14 protein-coding genes are annotated in these 14,381 nt (G+C 74.2%); 1 reads left to right on the forward strand and 13 read right to left on the reverse strand.

All coding sequences use genetic code 11. The annotated features are described in order from the left end of the window. Positions 1 to 130: 130 nt before the first annotated feature. The 12 genes from ACWGJ2_RS26785 to ACWGJ2_RS26840 form a co-directional block, all read right to left on the reverse strand. Positions 131 to 1,132 (reverse strand): NAD-dependent epimerase/dehydratase family protein, encoded by a 1,002-nt coding sequence (locus ACWGJ2_RS26785; RefSeq protein ID WP_453348795.1) that lies wholly within the window; start codon positions 1,130 to 1,132, stop codon positions 131 to 133. Between the two features lie 111 nt (positions 1,133 to 1,243). Beyond that, entirely contained in the window at positions 1,244 to 1,960 is a 717-nt protein-coding gene (locus ACWGJ2_RS26790; RefSeq protein ID WP_453348796.1) for a class F sortase, read from the reverse strand. Then, a complete protein-coding gene (locus ACWGJ2_RS26795) occupies positions 1,957 to 2,745 on the reverse strand; it encodes a hypothetical protein (protein WP_453348797.1) in 789 nt (262 codons plus the stop codon). The genes ACWGJ2_RS26790 and ACWGJ2_RS26795 overlap by 4 nt, the downstream gene beginning before the upstream one ends. A gap of 95 nt (positions 2,746 to 2,840) precedes the next feature. Beyond that, entirely contained in the window at positions 2,841 to 3,620 is a 780-nt protein-coding gene (locus ACWGJ2_RS26800) for an HAD-IIA family hydrolase (protein WP_453348798.1), read from the reverse strand. Between the two features lie 163 nt (positions 3,621 to 3,783). Beyond that, on the reverse strand, positions 3,784 to 4,878 hold the full coding sequence (locus ACWGJ2_RS26805; protein ID WP_453348799.1) for a 2-aminoethylphosphonate ABC transporter substrate-binding protein: 1,095 nt from the start codon (positions 4,876 to 4,878) through the stop codon (positions 3,784 to 3,786). Between the two features lie 55 nt (positions 4,879 to 4,933). Continuing rightward, a complete protein-coding gene (locus ACWGJ2_RS26810) occupies positions 4,934 to 5,731 on the reverse strand; it encodes an ABC transporter permease (RefSeq protein ID WP_453348800.1) in 798 nt (265 codons plus the stop codon). Continuing rightward, on the reverse strand, positions 5,712 to 6,752 hold the full coding sequence (locus ACWGJ2_RS26815) for a 2-aminoethylphosphonate ABC transporter permease subunit (RefSeq protein ID WP_453348801.1): 1,041 nt from the start codon (positions 6,750 to 6,752) through the stop codon (positions 5,712 to 5,714). The genes ACWGJ2_RS26810 and ACWGJ2_RS26815 overlap by 20 nt, the downstream gene beginning before the upstream one ends. Next, entirely contained in the window at positions 6,745 to 7,971 is a 1,227-nt protein-coding gene (locus ACWGJ2_RS26820) for an ABC transporter ATP-binding protein (RefSeq protein ID WP_453348802.1), read from the reverse strand. Before ACWGJ2_RS26820 ends, ACWGJ2_RS26815 begins: the two co-directional genes overlap by 8 nt. Further along, entirely contained in the window at positions 7,971 to 8,639 is a 669-nt protein-coding gene (locus tag ACWGJ2_RS26825) for a phosphonatase-like hydrolase (RefSeq protein WP_453348862.1), read from the reverse strand. Before ACWGJ2_RS26825 ends, ACWGJ2_RS26820 begins: the two co-directional genes overlap by 1 nt. Positions 8,640 to 8,734: 95 nt before the next feature. Next, positions 8,735 to 9,871, reverse strand: coding sequence for a TIGR03364 family FAD-dependent oxidoreductase (locus ACWGJ2_RS26830; RefSeq protein WP_453348803.1), 1,137 nt, complete (start codon positions 9,869 to 9,871; stop codon positions 8,735 to 8,737). Positions 9,872 to 10,052: 181 nt separating this feature from the next. Beyond that, positions 10,053 to 10,811: a GntR family transcriptional regulator gene (locus ACWGJ2_RS26835; RefSeq protein ID WP_453348804.1), complete on the reverse strand. Its 759-nt coding sequence runs from the start codon at positions 10,809 to 10,811 to the stop codon at positions 10,053 to 10,055. Between the two features lie 90 nt (positions 10,812 to 10,901). Further along, positions 10,902 to 12,014, reverse strand: coding sequence for a hypothetical protein (locus ACWGJ2_RS26840; protein WP_453348805.1), 1,113 nt, complete (start codon positions 12,012 to 12,014; stop codon positions 10,902 to 10,904). Between the two features lie 237 nt (positions 12,015 to 12,251). Here ACWGJ2_RS26840 and ACWGJ2_RS26845 point away from each other — a divergent pair, with 237 nt between their 5' ends. Continuing rightward, positions 12,252 to 13,325, forward strand: coding sequence for a Gfo/Idh/MocA family oxidoreductase (locus tag ACWGJ2_RS26845; RefSeq protein ID WP_453348806.1), 1,074 nt, complete (start codon positions 12,252 to 12,254; stop codon positions 13,323 to 13,325). A gap of 115 nt (positions 13,326 to 13,440) precedes the next feature. Here the strand turns inward: ACWGJ2_RS26845 and ACWGJ2_RS26850 are convergent, their stop codons facing one another. After that, positions 13,441 to 14,298 carry a fumarylacetoacetate hydrolase family protein gene (locus ACWGJ2_RS26850; RefSeq protein WP_453348863.1) on the reverse strand — a complete coding sequence of 286 codons (858 nt, stop codon included), beginning with the start codon at positions 14,296 to 14,298 and terminating at the stop codon, positions 13,441 to 13,443. Positions 14,299 to 14,381: the final 83 nt, after the last annotated feature.

The raw sequence follows: 14,381 nt of genomic DNA on the forward strand, positions 1-14,381 counted from the left end.
CGGGGCCTGGGCCCTGCTACTGCTCCCGCCCCCGCGGGCCTCGTGGGGGGGTCTCGCGGAATAGCCCCCCCCCCCCCCCCCCCACGGCGGCCCGTCACACGGCGGCTCGCCCGTCGTCGGGCGCGGTCCGTCAGGTGCGGGCGGCCAGGACGCGCGCCTCCCGGTCCGGGTCCAGCCCGGCCCGCCAGCCGTCCCGCACGGGCGGCGGCCCGTCCAGGCCCCGCAGCCACTCCCACGTCGCCGCCACGGTGTCCGCGACGGGACGGCAGCGCAGCCCCGCGGCCAGCGCCCTGGACACGTCGCCCCCGAACAGCGCGTCCCACTGCTCGCCCGGCGGCGCCCAGACGGGCAGCTCGGTCCACGGCTCGACGCCCGCCGCGAGGATGGTCTCCGGAGCGGTCCAGCACAGTTCGGCGCCGGAGCCCGTGACGCGTACGCACTCCTCCAGCAGTTCGCCCATGGTGGCGTGGCCCGGCGGGCTCACCAGGTTGTAGGGACCGCTCAGCCGCCGCTCCACCGCGTCGGCCGTCCAGCGGGCGAGGTCGCGCGCGTCGATGTACTGGAGGCCCAGGTCCCGCGGTCCCGGAGCCAGTACGGGTCCGCCGCGCGCGATCCGCGCCAGCCACCAGGGCAGCCGCCCGAGGTTCTCGTACGGGCCGAGGATGAGCCCCGCGCGCACCAGCAGCGCCCGGTCGCCGAAGGCGTCCAGCGCGGCCAGTTCCCCGCCGCGCTTGGCCCGCGCGTAGGGCACGTCAGCACCGTCGTCGCCGTCGTCCGGCGAGGCGTCCAGCACGGGTCCGTCCTCGTCCAGTCCCAGCGCGACCGGTGGCGCGTAGACCGAGCGGCTGGAGACGTACACGTACCGGCCCACGCGGTTCGCGAGCAGCCGCGCCGCGTCCCGTACCGCCGACGGGGCCCACGACCAGGTGTCGACGACGGCGTCCCACTCCCCCTCGGCCAGGGCCGTCAGGCCGTCCTCCGTGCCCTGCCGGTCCCCGCGCAGGGCCGTGACGCCGGGCGGGGGCGCGTGGCGCCCCCGGTGGAAGACGGTCACCTCCCAGCCCCGCGACAGCGCCTCCTCGGCGACAAGGCGCCCCACGAACTCCGTACCGCCCAATAACAGAAGTCTCATGCACCGACTTTCCCCTCCCGCGTCCCCTCGCGGAACCGCCGCACGCTCACAGCGCAATCCGTGACGGGGGTGTCAGGGGGAGCGGGGTCCGGGCGAGGCGGGGTCCGGGGTTCAGGAGTCGGCGGGAGTGCCGCGTGAACCCGTGAGGTAGGCGGAGACCACCACGTTGGAGGTGTAGGCCCGCCGTTCGTGGTCGAAGGCGCCGCCGCAGGTGAGCAGGCGGAGTTCGGAACGGCCGCGCACGGCGGGCCCGTAGACCTCGCGCGCGTCGAAGTCCTCGTGGCGCACGACCTTCGTCCGCTCGACGGTGAACTCGGCGACGGTGCCGTCCGACCTGGTGACCTCGATCCTCGTGCCCCGGTCGGCGCTGCTGAGCCCGTAGAAGACGGCCTTGTGCCGCTCCGTGTCCACATGCCCGACGATCAGCGCGGCACCCCGCGCGCCCGGCACGGGTCCGGCGCCGTACCAGCCCGCGAGCCCCGGCCTGCTGTACGGGGGTGCCGCTATGCCGCCGTGCCCATCGACACCGCGCGCGATCACGGGGGCGCGGACGCCGAGGGCGCCGATGCGCAGCTTCACAGGCCGTGGCGTGCCGGGGAGCGGGTCGTGGGCCGCGGGCAGGGGCTCAGTTCCGGCGGCGGCGCCGCGGGTGCGGGAGTCGTCGCCGAACACGGCGCCGCTCCGCCCGCCCTCGGTCAGCTCGCGCCCCCACAGCCACAGCCCGAGCAGCAGCACGGCCCAGGCCACGCCCGTGGTCAGCCTGCTCCGGGCCGACGTCCTGGGCTCGCCGTCCGGGGTGTCCGGGACCAGCTCGGACGCCGGGCTCACGAGTCCGCTTCGGCCGCTCGGTCGGCCACGCCGGGTGCGGTGCCTGTGCCGGTGCCCGTGCCGCCTGCCCCGGGCCCCGTCCCGGGGTGCGCGTCCGGTGCGGGCGCGGGGGTCGGTGCGGGCGTGGGGGTCGGTGCGGGCGTGGGCGTGGTGTTCCGGTACTCGGCGCGCCGTCGCCGGAGCGCGAGCGCGGCGCCCGCCACCATCAGCGCGGCCCCGGCCGCGAACACCGGCCAGGCCGCCTGGGTGAGCGGCCCGGGGCGCGTGCCCTCGTCCGCCATGGCGCCGCCGCCTGCCCGTACGGGTGCGGAGGGCGAGGAGGGCGGGCCTGGCGCGGGCGCGGGCGCGGCGTCGTCGACGGTGACGGAGCCCCTGGCCATCCGGCCCCCGTCGCAGGAGACCGCGACGCCGTGGGCGCCCTGCTCCGCCGAGGCGCTGAGCGTGGCACGCGCTGTGAGTCCGCCGTCCGCGGCGAGCCGCAGGGGCGCGTCGTCGGCGAAGGCGGGGGAACGGGCGAGGCCCGTGTCGTCCCCGCAGCCGTCGACGTGGACATCGACCTCGCCGCCGGGGCGCGCCGAAGGCGGGTTGACCAGCGCCGGACCCAGGCGCGGAGCATGCGGGGCGTCCGCGCCGTCCGCGAGCGCGGTGCCCTGCGCGAGGCCGAGCGACGTGCCCAGCGCCGCCGTGGCCAGGAGCGCGAAGGCGAGCGGGTGTCGGGCCGCGGTGAGCGTGCGCGTGCGCGGGGTGCCGCTGGCGGCGGGGGTGGACGTGAGGTCGCTCCGCATGGTGAACCTCCGGGTCGGTCACTCCCGACGGTCCCCGCGCCCGCGCCCCTCCGCATCCGGAGAGGCCGCTTACTACTCCGTACGGTGACGTCCGCTCAGACGCGGTCCACCAGGTCGGCGATCGAGTCGACGACGGTCGTCGGGCGGTACGGGAAGGTGTCCACCTCGTCGGGTGCCGTGAGGCCGGTCAGCACGAGGAAGGTCTCCAGGCCCGCCTCCATCCCGGCCCGTACGTCGGTGTCCATGCGGTCGCCGATCATGGCGGAGGTCTCGGAGTGCGCCCCGATGGCGTTCAGCCCGGCGCGCATCATCAGCGGGTTGGGCTTGCCGACGAAGTACGGGTGCCGTCCCGTGGCCTTGGTGATCAGCGCGGCCACGGACCCGGTGGCGGGCAGCGCGCCCTCGGCGGAGGGGCCGGTCTCGTCCGGGTTGGTGGCGATGAAGCGGGCGCCCGCGTTGATGAGGCGGATGGCCTTGGTCAGCGCCTCGAAGCTGTAGGTGCGGGTCTCGCCCAGGACGACGTAGTCCGGCTCGGTGTCGGACAGCACGTACCCGATGTCGTGCAGCGCGGTGGTCAGCCCGGCCTCGCCGATGACGTACGCGGTGCCGCCGGGGCGCTGGTCGTCGAGGAACTGGGCCGTGGCCAGCGCCGAGGTCCAGATGTTGGCGACGGGCACGTCCAGGCCGATGCGGCCGAGGCGGGCGTGGAGGTCGCGGGGCGTGTAGATCGAGTTGTTCGTCAGCACGAGGAACGGCCTGCCGGACTCCTTCAGCCGCTTGAGGAAGGCGTCCGCTCCGGGAACCGGAACGCCCTCGTGCATCAGCACACCGTCCATGTCGGTGAGCCATGACTCGATCGGCTTGCGCTCTGCCACGTGACGGCTCCTGCCAGGTCTCGTCGGTGCCTGCCGGTGGGTCCGGCCGCGCGATCAGCCTAACCGCCACGGCCGGACCCGTGCGCCGGGGACGGCGGAGATCCCGGAGACGCCGGAGACACCAGGGGCGCCAGGGGCCGGGGGGGCGCGGGGGGCGAGCGCGTCAGGAGCCCGTGGCGGACTTCCAGGCGTCGATGTACGTGTCGAGGTTCTTCTCGACGTCCTCCCAGTCGGGCCGGAAGACCTCCACGCCCTTCATGAGGGAGGCCAGCTCGGTGGCGTTCTCGTCGGTGGCCTTCACATCCGTACGCGCGGAGAAGCCGCCGCCCACCGAGGAGACGTCCCGCTGCGCCTGCTCGCTCAGCAGGAAGTCGAGCAGCTTCTTGCCGTTGGCGGAGTTCGGCGCGCCCTTGACGAGGCCGGCCGCGTAGGGCAGCGCGAAGGTGGTGGGCTTCGCGTTCTCGTCCTTGGCCGGGAACCAGATGCCGAGGTTCGGCATGGACTTGGCCTGGGCGTAGTTCATCTGCACATCGCCGTTGGCGACGAGCAGTTCGCCCTTGTCCACCTTGGGTGCCAGCTTGCTGGTGGAGGACGAGGGGCCGACGTTGTTCTTCTGGAGCTTGCCGAGGTACTCCATGGCGGGCTTCTCGCCGCCCATGTCGTGCATCGCCTTGACCAGGAGCGCGGTGCCGTCGCCCGCGACGCCGGGGGTGGAGTACTGGAGCTTGTCCTTGTACTTGGCGTCCAGCAGGTCGTTCCAGGTCTTCGGCGCCTCCGCTTTCCCCTCCGGCAGCTCCTTGGTGTTGTGGACGAAGCCGAAGTAGTTCTTGACGACGCTGGTCCAGGTGCCGTCGGCGGCCTTGTCGCCCTCGGCGACGTTCTCGGCGCCCTTGGGCGTGTACTTCTCCAGCAGGCCCTGGCTGTCGGCCTGCTGGATGAAGGGCGGCAGGGTCACCATGACGTCGGCCTGGGTGTTGCTCTTCTCGCGTACGGCGCGCTGCACCATCTCGCCGGAGCCGCCCTCGACGTACTCGACCTTGATGCCGGTCTTCTTCTCGAACTCCTTGAACTGCTTGTCGTACCAGCCGTCGCCCTTGTCCCCCTTGAGGCCGTCGGCGCTGTAGACGGTGACGGTCCTGCCGTCGGAGGCGGCGGAGCCGGTGCCTCCGCAGCCGGTGAGCGTGACGGTGAGGGCGAGCGCGCCGAGGGCCGCGGCGGTGAGCGTGGATGTGGACGTACGCGTGGTGTGGCGGGGCATGGCAAAGGGCTCCTTAAGGGGAGGGAGGGAGGGAAGAACGCGGGGTGGCAGCGCCTCAGCGGTACGACGCCTTCGTACGGACGCGGGACACGGCCAGCAGCACCAGCAGCGTCGTCGCCATCAGGACGACCGCGACCGCCGAGCCGGTGAAGAGGGAGCCGCGGTCGGTGGCGGCGAAGATCTGGACGGGCAGGGGCATCCAGTCCGGCGGGTAGAGCATCATCGTGGCGCTCAGCTCGCCCATGGACAGCGCGAAGCAGAGCCCGGCCGCCGCGTTGAGGGACGGCAGCAGCAGCGGGAGCTTCACTCGCCACAGGACGTACGAGGGGCGCGCGCCGAGGGAGGCGGCGGCCTGCTCGTAGGCCGGGTCGAGGCGGCTGACGGCGGCGGAGACGGACTGGAACGCGAACGCGGTCACCAGCACCGTGTGCGCGAGGATCACGATCCAGCGGGTGCCGTTGAGGGTCACCGGCGGCTTGCTGTAGGCGACGAGCACGGCCAGTCCGACGACCACGGAGGGCACCGCGACCGGCAGCATGAACAGCGCGTCCAGCACCCGGCGCAGCCGCCTGCCCATCGACGCGGCTGCCAGTGCGGCCCAAGTGCCGACGACGAGCGCGACGAGGCTGGCGCCGACGGCGGTCTGGAGGCTGACGCCGAGCGCGGCGAGGGACTCGCCGCGGGTGGCCGCCTCGTAGTGGGCGAGGGTGGCCCCCGAGGGGAAGGCTCCGCTCCAGTTGGTGGAGAAGGACGCGACGGCGATCACCAGCAGGGGCGTCGCGAACAGCGGCACGAACAGCACCGCGAACAGCGCCCAGACGGCCCAGCGTCCCTTACGGCTGTGGACGAGCACGGCGTCCGCTCCCTTCTGCCCCGGCTCCGGTTGCGGCCCCGGCTCCGGTTGCGGTTCCGGATCCCGCTGCGGCGCGCGCCGCGACGGCGCGATAGAGCGCGTAGAGCCCCACCGAGATGGCGACGTTGACGGTGGCGACCACGCAGGCGGCGACGTAGTCGGATTCGAGGATCGCCTTGCTGTAGACGAGCATCGGCAGCGTGACGACGTCCTTGGCGCCGGTGAACAGCACGATCGCGAACTCGTTCAGGCACAGGACGAGGACCAGGCTGCCGCCCGCCATCAGCGCGGGATACGCCTCGGGCAAAATCACGGTCCGCACGATCCGCAGCGGGCGCGCGCCCAGCGAGGAGGCGACCTCCAACTGCGCCGTTTCGAGCTGCGAGAACGCGGCGAGAAGCGGACGCATCACGAAGGGCGTGAAGTAGGTGACCTCGGCCAGCAGCACGCCCCAGGGCGTCGTCAGAAAGTGGAACGGGCCCTCGCTCGCCCCCGTGGCGCCGGTCCAGAGGCCGTTGGCCATGCCGACGGAGCCGTAGATGAACAGCAGCGCGAGCGTGATGAGGAAGGAAGGGAAGGACAGGAAGACGTCGATGAACTTCGCGACCGCCCTGCTCCCGGGGAACGGCACGAAGGCGACCACGAGCGCGAGGACGAAGCCCAGCACCAGGCAGCCGACGGTGGCCCCCGCCGCGATCCACACGGTGGTGACCAGGGCCTCCCTGAAGGCCGCGGAGGAGAACACCTCCCCGTACGGGGCGAGGGAGGTGCCGCCGCCGTCGGGCGAGACGGACTGCACGACGACGAGGACGAGCGGGTAGAGGAAGACGACCGCGAGGACGGCGACGGGCGGCAGGGCCCACAGCGCGGCCGGAACGGACGGAACGGCGTGTGCACCGCGCCGCGCGGCGGGCGCTGACGAGGGGGCGGGGGCGGGGCGTGGGCCGTCGGCCCGGTCGGGCGCGTCGGGAGACCGTTCGGCGAGCGCGGTCACGGTCGCTGTCGCGGTCGGCTCAGCCATGGATCAGCACCCCGTCCTCGGCCGCGAAGGAGAGGGTGACCTCGTCGCCGAGCGCGGGCGGTGTCCGCAGTTCCCGCACGTCGGCGGTCACCTCGTGGCCTCCCACGTCAGCGGTGACCCGGTGCGTGGCGCCGCGCCACTGGAGCCCGGTCACGGTGCCGCGCAGCGTGTTGGGCCCCTGCGGCGCTCCGGGGCCGCCCAGCGAGACGAGGTGGGGGCGCACGCACAGGGTGGCGGTATGCCCGTCGGGGAGACCGGTCCCGGTCGTCCCGGAGGACCCGGCCGCCTGGTCGGTCCCGGCGATCTCCAGGGGTACGTCGCCGAACAGCACCGTGCCCCCGGCGCCGCCGGTGACCGGCAGCAGGTTCGCGTTGCCGACGAAGGACGCCGTGAACTCGCCGCGCGGCTCCCGGTACAGCCGCTGCGGCGTGCCGACGTCCTGGAGCCGCGCCCTGTCCATGACGGCGATGCGGTCGGCGAGGGTCAGCGCCTCGACCTGGTCGTGGGTGACGTAGAGGATCGAGACGTCGGGCAGTTCGCGGTGCAGCCGCGCGAGTTCGGCCAGCATTCCCGAGCGCAGTTGCGCGTCGAGCGCGGACAGCGGCTCGTCGAGGAGCAGCACGTCGGGGCGGATGGCCAGCGCCCGCGCGATGGCGACGCGCTGCTGCTGCCCGCCTGAGAGCGCGCGCGGGTAGCGCCGCGCGTACGCGCTCATGCCCGTCATCTCCAGCGCCTCGGCGGCCCGGCCCGCGATCTCGCCGCGCGGCACCTTCTGGGCCTTGAGGCCGAACGCGACGTTGTCCGCGACGCGCATGTGCGGGAAGAGCGCGTACTGCTGCACGACCATGCCGACGCCGCGCCGGTGCGGCGGCAGATCCGTGACGTCGCGCTCGCCGAGCCACACCCGCCCCGACGCGGGCCGCACGAAGCCCGCGACGGCGCGCAGCGCGGTCGTCTTGCCCGAGCCCGAGGGGCCGAGCAGCGCCATGACCTCGCCGGGCTCGACGGTGAGGTCGAAGGCGTCGAGGACGACGGTATTGCCGTAGGCGACGGTGACCTCGTCGAACCGGATGCCCGCGCGGGTGCCCGCGCTCCTGGAGGTGACGGCCGGGGGCGTGGCGGTGTCGGTTGCGGTTGCGGCTGTCCGGGCGGTCGCCGTGACCGTGTCCGTGGCGGCGCCCGTGCCCGCGTCGGCGCCCGTTTCTGTGGCCCGCCTCATCACCGCACCCCGCACAGCTCCGGCAACTCCGCGACGGAGCCGAGCACATGCGTGGCTCCGGCCTCGCTGAGCTGCCCCTTGTCGTGGGCGCCGGTCAGGACGCCCGCGACGACGCTCGCGCCCGCGCGGCGCCCGGAGAGCATGTCGTATGCGGTGTCCCCGGCGACGGCGACCTCGCGCACGTCGTCGGCGGCGCCCGTGCGCAGCAGCGCCGCGAGCACCATGTCGGGGTACGGACGGCCGCGCCCGCCCGCGTCGGCGGGGCACAGGGTCAGCGTGACCAGGTCGCGCCAGCCGAGCGCGGCGAGGATCGCGTCCTGCGTCGTACGGGCGAAGCCCGTCGTCAGCACGACGGTCAGCCCCGCGTCGCGCAGCCGCTCGATGGCCTCCCTGGCGCCTGGCAGCGGGGCGCAGTGCCCGGCGTCGACCAGCTCTCCGTAGGCGCGCTCGAACTCGGCGTTGGCCCGTCGCGCCTTCTCCTCCTCGCCGAAGAGGTGCCGGAAGACGGAGATCTTGGACTCGCCCATCGTCGCCCGCACATAGGCGAGCTTCTCCTCGTGGTCCGGGGTGCCGGGCTCGACGCCCAGGCGCTGGGCCGCCTCCCCGAAGGCGCGCTCCACGAGCCCGCCGTCGGCGACGGTGGTGCCCGCCATGTCCAGCACGACCAGCTTGACGCGCTCGTCGCGCCCCTCGCGCCCGCCGGACTTGTCGTAGCCGGTTCCGCTCTCGGTTCCGCTCTCGGTTCCGCTCTCGGTCAACTTCCTCACCATCCCAGTGCGTTCGCGGTGTCCTCGGCTATCGCCGGGGAGCAGGTCATGCCGCGCCCGCCGGGCCCGGTGACCAGCCATGACTCGGTGCCCTCGCGCAGCCGCTGCCGGTGCACGACGCGCTCGCGGTCCGTGCACTGCGCGTACACGCCGGCCCAGCGCCGCCGCACGGGGGGCAGTTCGCGCCCGAGCAGGTCCTCGACCACCCGCTTCAGATGCCCGTAGGGCTCCTCGTCGACGTCGAAGGCGAAGGGCGTCTCGTACTCGTGGGTGTCGCCGATGGTCAGCGAGCCGTCGCGGCGCTGGACCATCAGCAGTTGCATCTTGTGCGCGGCGGCGACGGGCCGCTGCGGCTGAGCGGCGGCCAGCGCGTCGAGCGCGGCGCCGCCGTAGGCCGGGTAGTAGCGGAAGCTGTCCGCGTCGGCGACGGAGGTGGGCAGCTCCTCGTCCAGCGGCTCGGTCTGCATCATCTGGAGGCGCACGCGGCGTACGGGCACCTCGCCCGCCAGTTCGCGCACCATCCCGCCCAGCCAGGCGCCGGTGCACAGGACGACCGCGTCGCCCTCGTGCACCTCGCCCCGGTCGTCGCGGACGGCCGCGAGCCGCTCGGGGACCAGGCCGCGCACCTCGCGTCCGCCGAGGAAGGTGTAGCGGCCCGAGGCGCGCAGCGCGTCCTGGAGCGCGCGCTGCGCGGGGCGCGGCTCGACGGCGGCGTCCCGTTCGCACCACAGCGCTCCCCGCACGGACGGGCCGCGCAGCGCCGGGTTGAGGGCGCGGGTCTCCTCTGCGGTGAGCAGCTTGTAGCCGCGCTCGGCCGCGTCCGTACGCGACGCCGCCGCCTCGGCGACGGCCAGTTCGGCCTCGTTCGTGACGACGGTGAGCGATCCGTTGGGGCGGAAGCCCAGGCCGGGGACGCGTGCGCCGATCTCCTCCCACAGGGTGCGGGCCCGCAGCGCGGTCTCCAGCTCAGGACCGTCGGCGCGACCGCCGATCCAGACGAGCCCGAAGTTGCGCACGGAGGCGCCGCGCGCCTGCTCCTCGCGCTCGATGTGGACGACCTCGTGGCCGCGTTCTACTGCCTGCCAGGCGTGCATGGTGCCCAGCACGCCCGCTCCGACGACTATGACTCGCATGGCAGGAACGCTCCCGGCGGCGCGTGTACCGCTCAGGACCTCCCGGCAACGCGACGGTTAACTGATCGTCAATCTTGGCCCAGACCCGTTATCTTCTCGTTACCTGTGTCAGGTTGCTGCGTTCGGGCAGGTCAGCGGCTCGTCAGCCGGGAGGGCAGGACGGGAGGGCTGGGCGGAACGCTCAGTTCCCGTCGCCCAGGTGTGTGGTGAAACTGAACCGGTCGCCGCGGTAGAGGCTGCGCACCCGCTCCAGGGGACGGCCCTCGGTGTCCCGCGAGAGCCGGTGGATCAGCAGCATCGGCAGGGCGGGCGAGGTGCCGACGAGCAGCGCCTCGCGCGGCGTCGCGAGCACCGTCTCCAACCGCTCGTCCGCGTCGCCGAAGCGGATGCCGACCCGCTCGCTGAGGTACCCGTAGAAGGAGGAGTCGGGGTCGAAGTCCCGCTCCAGGTCCGGCACGCGCTCCACCGCGATGTACGTGCTCTCGATGCCCACGCGCTCGTCGTCCGCGAGCAGCACCCGCTCCATGTGCCAGACCGGAGTGCCGCGTCCGACGGCCAGTTCCCCCGCCAGCCGCTCGGGGCACGGGTGCCGCTCCAGGCCGATGAGGTGACGGCCCGGGACGCGGCCCTGCTTCCGTACGCCCTCCGTGTAGCTGGCCAGCGACAGCGGCTGCGCCAGCTTCGGCCCGGCGACGACCGTCCCGCGCCCCGCACGGCGCAGCCGCCCCTCCAGCACCAGCTCGCGGAGCGCCTGCCGCACCGTCTCGCGGGAGACCTCGAAGCGCACGGCGAGATCGCGCTCGGTCGGCAGGGTGCCGCCCTCGCCCAGCTCGTCGAGGAGCGGGACGATCTTCGCCTTCACCGCGTAGTACTTCGGGACCCGCCCGTGCTCGGGTATACCGGCGCGGACGGGAGCGCTGCTGTCGTACGGAATATCCACAGCGGCATCTTTTCAGGCCACGGCCACGTCACGTGCGGACGCGTGCCGGGCCCGGCCCGGCACGGGGGGGCGGCGGGAGGGCGTGAGAGGTCAGCGCCAGGGGCCGGCTGCGGGGTGGCCCCGCTCCCACGGGCCGTCCGGCACGGGCGCCGCGGACGCCTCGGGCGCGGGCAGCCGTACGGGCCGCAGCGCCGGGTTCAGCCGCGTACCGCCCGGCCGGTCCGAGGGCTCGGGCTCGGTGCGGGGTTCCGTGCCGGTGCGGGGTCCGGGGTCGCCGGAGCCGGTACCGGGTTCCGTGCCGGTGCGGTGGCCCGAGTCGCCGGAGCCGGTACCGGGTTCCGGGGCTGCGGAGTGGTCGCGGGGCGCGGGGTCGCCGGAGTCGGCGGAGCCGGTGCGCCGGGCGGGGCGGTCGGGGGCGCCCTTGATCGCGAAGAGGACGGGACGGGACGCGCCCGTCACGGCGACCCCGGACGCGCCGGAGCCGGAGCGGGGGCGCACGGCCGTGCCCGCGCTCGCCCGTACGAGGTTGTCGGCCGTCTCCCCGCTGAACCGCAGCAGCGCCCGCACGGTCACCTCGCCGCGCGCCGGAACCACGTACCCCGCGAAGCCGCGCCCCTCCAGCGTTCCGGTGTTCTCCCCGTGCGCGGTGTGCCGGAAGCGCACCGGCTTCCAGGCACCCGCCGTCCCCGCTGCCCTCTTCGGCGCGCGGTCGGCAGACGCGGCGTCGACGTGCTCGGCGCGGTCGGGGCGGTCGGGGCGGTCGCGGAACCGCATGTGGATCTGGTCGGCGCGCAGTGTCTGCTCCTCGTCGCGGAGCACGACGGCCGGGTCGCTCACCCGGCACGGGCCGCCCGTGGCGTTGCGGAAGGTGAACCGCAGCTCGCGCCAGCCGCCACCGGCCTCGTATGTGCGGGTGAGGCCGTGGAGCCGCGCCGTGAGCGCACGCGGGGACGCGGGCTCGGCGCCGCCCTGCGGGGAGCGGCCGTCCCGCTGCCGCTCCCGCTCGCCGCACTCCGGTGTGCGCGGCGCGGGAACCGCGAGACCGGTGAGGTCGGCGGGATCGGAGGGGCCGGGAACCGTGGCGGCGGCGACGGGCCCTCTCGTCGCGGCCGGAACGGCCGTCGCGGCCGGAGCCGCCGTGGCCGCCGTGGCCGCCGTGGCGAGGGAGAGACCGACGCTGCCGAGGACGAGAGCTGTGCGCACGCGCATATGGGACGGACCTTTGCTGGGCTGACCGCTCGGGCACCGGCGCCGAGGCGGGCCGGTGTCCAGGAACATGCCACGCGCGACGTGCCCGCCGGAGGAAGTCGGCATTCTCCGCCACTTTCACCCGGCGAATGCCGCCCATTCGGAGCAACGCCCGTCAAGTCCGCGCCGCACGCGCGGACCGGCGCGTGGGCACGTCGGCACCCGTACGGACGACCGTGCGAAAGTGGGGCCATGGACGCTGTCACCCCTCCCCTCCGCGTCGGCCTCGTCGGCTACGGCCTGGCCGGTTCCGTCTTCCACGCGCCGCTCATCGCCGCCACCGAAGGGCTGGCCCTGGACACGGTCGTCACCTCGGACCCCGCGCGCCAGGCGCAGGCCAGGGACGAGCACGGCGACGGCGTCCGTACCGTCGCCTCGGCTGGCGAACTCCTCGCCCGCGCCGACGCGCTCGACCTCGTCGTGATCGCCTCCCCGAACCGCACCCACGTGGACCTCGCCCGCCGCGCCCTCGAAGCGGGCCTCCCCGTCGTCGTGGACAAGCCGCTCGCGCCGACGGCCGCCGAGGCCGAGGAGCTGGCGGCGCTGGCCGAGGAGCGCGGGCTGCTGCTGTCCGCCTTCCAGAACCGGCGCTGGGACAACGACTTCCTCACCCTCCGCGCGCTCCTCGACGAGGGCGCGCTCGGCGACACGGTCTGGCGCTTCGAGTCCCGCTTCGAGCGCTGGCGGCCCAAGCCGAAGGGCGGCTGGCGCGAGTCGGGCGACCCGGCCGACGTGGGCGGCCTCCTCTACGACCTGGGCAGCCACCTCGTGGACCAGGCCCTCACCCTCTTCGGGCCCGCCGACTCGGTCTACGCGGAGTCGGTCGTACGCCGCGCGGGCGCGGAGGCCGACGACGACACGTTCATCGCCCTCACCCACGCGAACGGCGTCCGCTCCCACCTGTGGATGAGCGCCACCGCGGCCCAGCTCGGGCCCCGTTTCCGGGTGCTGGGCAGCGAGGCCGCGTACGTCAAGTACGGGCTCGACCCCCAGGAAGCCGCCCTGCGCGAGGGCGAACGCCCTGGTGGGGACGGGCCGTGGGGCGTGGAGCCCGAGTCGGCGCGGGGCACGCTCGGCGCGCTGGACGAGGCACGCGCTGTGCCGACCCGGCCCGGCGACTACCCGGCCTACTACGCCGCCGTCGCCGCCGCCCTGCGCGCGGGCACCGCTCCCCCGGTCACGGCGGCCGAGGCCGCCGAGGCGCTCCGCGTCCTGGAGGCGGCCCGTACGTCGGCGCGCGAGGGCAGGACGGTCTCCCTGGCATAGCGGCCGACGGGTCGCCGACGGGTCCCGGGAGTCCCTGGGGCTCGGGGTTCATGCCCCAGGCCCCGGAGTCAGGGGCCCCGGACCCGTCGCACCGGGGCCCGTCGCGCCGCCCGCGTCAACCCTGCTTCAGCTCCTGGCGCTGCCGCCCCAGCCCTTCGATCTCCAGCTCCACCACGTCACCGGGCCGCAGATACGGCTTGGGCTCGGGCTGCCCCATGGCGACGCCCGCCGGTGTGCCGGTGTTGATGACGTCGCCCGGATAGAGGGTCATGAACTGGCTGACGTAGCGCACCACTTCCGCCACCGGGAAGATCTGCTCGGCCGTGGTGCCGTCCTGCTTCGGCTCCCCGTTGACCCACAGCCGCAGGGCCAGCGCCTGCGGGTCCGGTATCTCGTCGGCGGTGACGAGCCAGGGGCCGAGCGGGTTGAACGTCTCGCAGTTCTTGCCCTTGTCCCACTGGCCGCCGCGCTCGATCTGGAACTCCCGCTCCGAGACGTCGTGCGCCACCGCGTACCCGGCGACCGACGCCAGCGCCTCCTCGTCCGTCTCCAGATAGCGCGCCGTACGGCCGATGACGACGGCCAGTTCGACCTCCCAGTCCGTTTTCCGGCTGCCGCGCGGCACCAGCACCGTGTCGTCGGGGCCGACGACGGTGTCCGGGGCCTTCATGAAGATGATCGGCTCCTCCGGGACGGGCGCTCCGGTCTCCCGCGCGTGGTCGTGATAGTTCAGCCCGATGCACACGACCTTGCCGATACGGGCCACCGGCGCGCCCGTACGCAGCCCCGACGCGTCCAGCACCGGCAGAGTGCCCGCCGAGGCCGCCTCCCGTACGCGCGCGAGCGCGGCGTCGTCGGCCAGCAGCGCACCGTCGACGTCCGGCACCAGGCCGCTCAGATCCCGCAGTGCACCGCTCTCGTCGAGCAGCGCCGGGCGCTCCGCCCCCACCGTTCCGACACGCAGCAGCTTCAAGGTCACACTCCCGAGGTCGAGGACACCGATGGGGACGGCCATCGAGATGGAATGTTCGATCCTCCAAGAGGGGGTTCAGAACC

It is taken from the genome of Streptomyces sp. NPDC054796 (assembly GCF_053611545.1).

Bases quoted from the DNA above. Each gene is read 5' to 3' on its own strand.
- ACWGJ2_RS26795 (WP_453348797.1), bottom strand. From the start codon at position 2,745: ATGCGGAGCGACCTCACGTCCACCCCCGCCGCCAGCGGCACCCCGCGC.
- ACWGJ2_RS26845 (WP_453348806.1), top strand. From the start codon at position 12,252: ATGGACGCTGTCACCCCTCCCCTCCGCGTCGGCCTCGTCGGCTACGGC.
- ACWGJ2_RS26830 (WP_453348803.1), bottom strand. From the start codon at position 9,871: ATGCGAGTCATAGTCGTCGGAGCGGGCGTGCTGGGCACCATGCACGCC.
- ACWGJ2_RS26785 (WP_453348795.1), bottom strand. From the start codon at position 1,132: ATGAGACTTCTGTTATTGGGCGGTACGGAGTTCGTGGGGCGCCTTGTC.
- ACWGJ2_RS26820 (WP_453348802.1), bottom strand. From the start codon at position 7,971: ATGAGGCGGGCCACAGAAACGGGCGCCGACGCGGGCACGGGCGCCGCC.
- ACWGJ2_RS26805 (WP_453348799.1), bottom strand. From the start codon at position 4,878: ATGCCCCGCCACACCACGCGTACGTCCACATCCACGCTCACCGCCGCG.
- ACWGJ2_RS26815 (WP_453348801.1), bottom strand. From the start codon at position 6,752: ATGGCTGAGCCGACCGCGACAGCGACCGTGACCGCGCTCGCCGAACGG.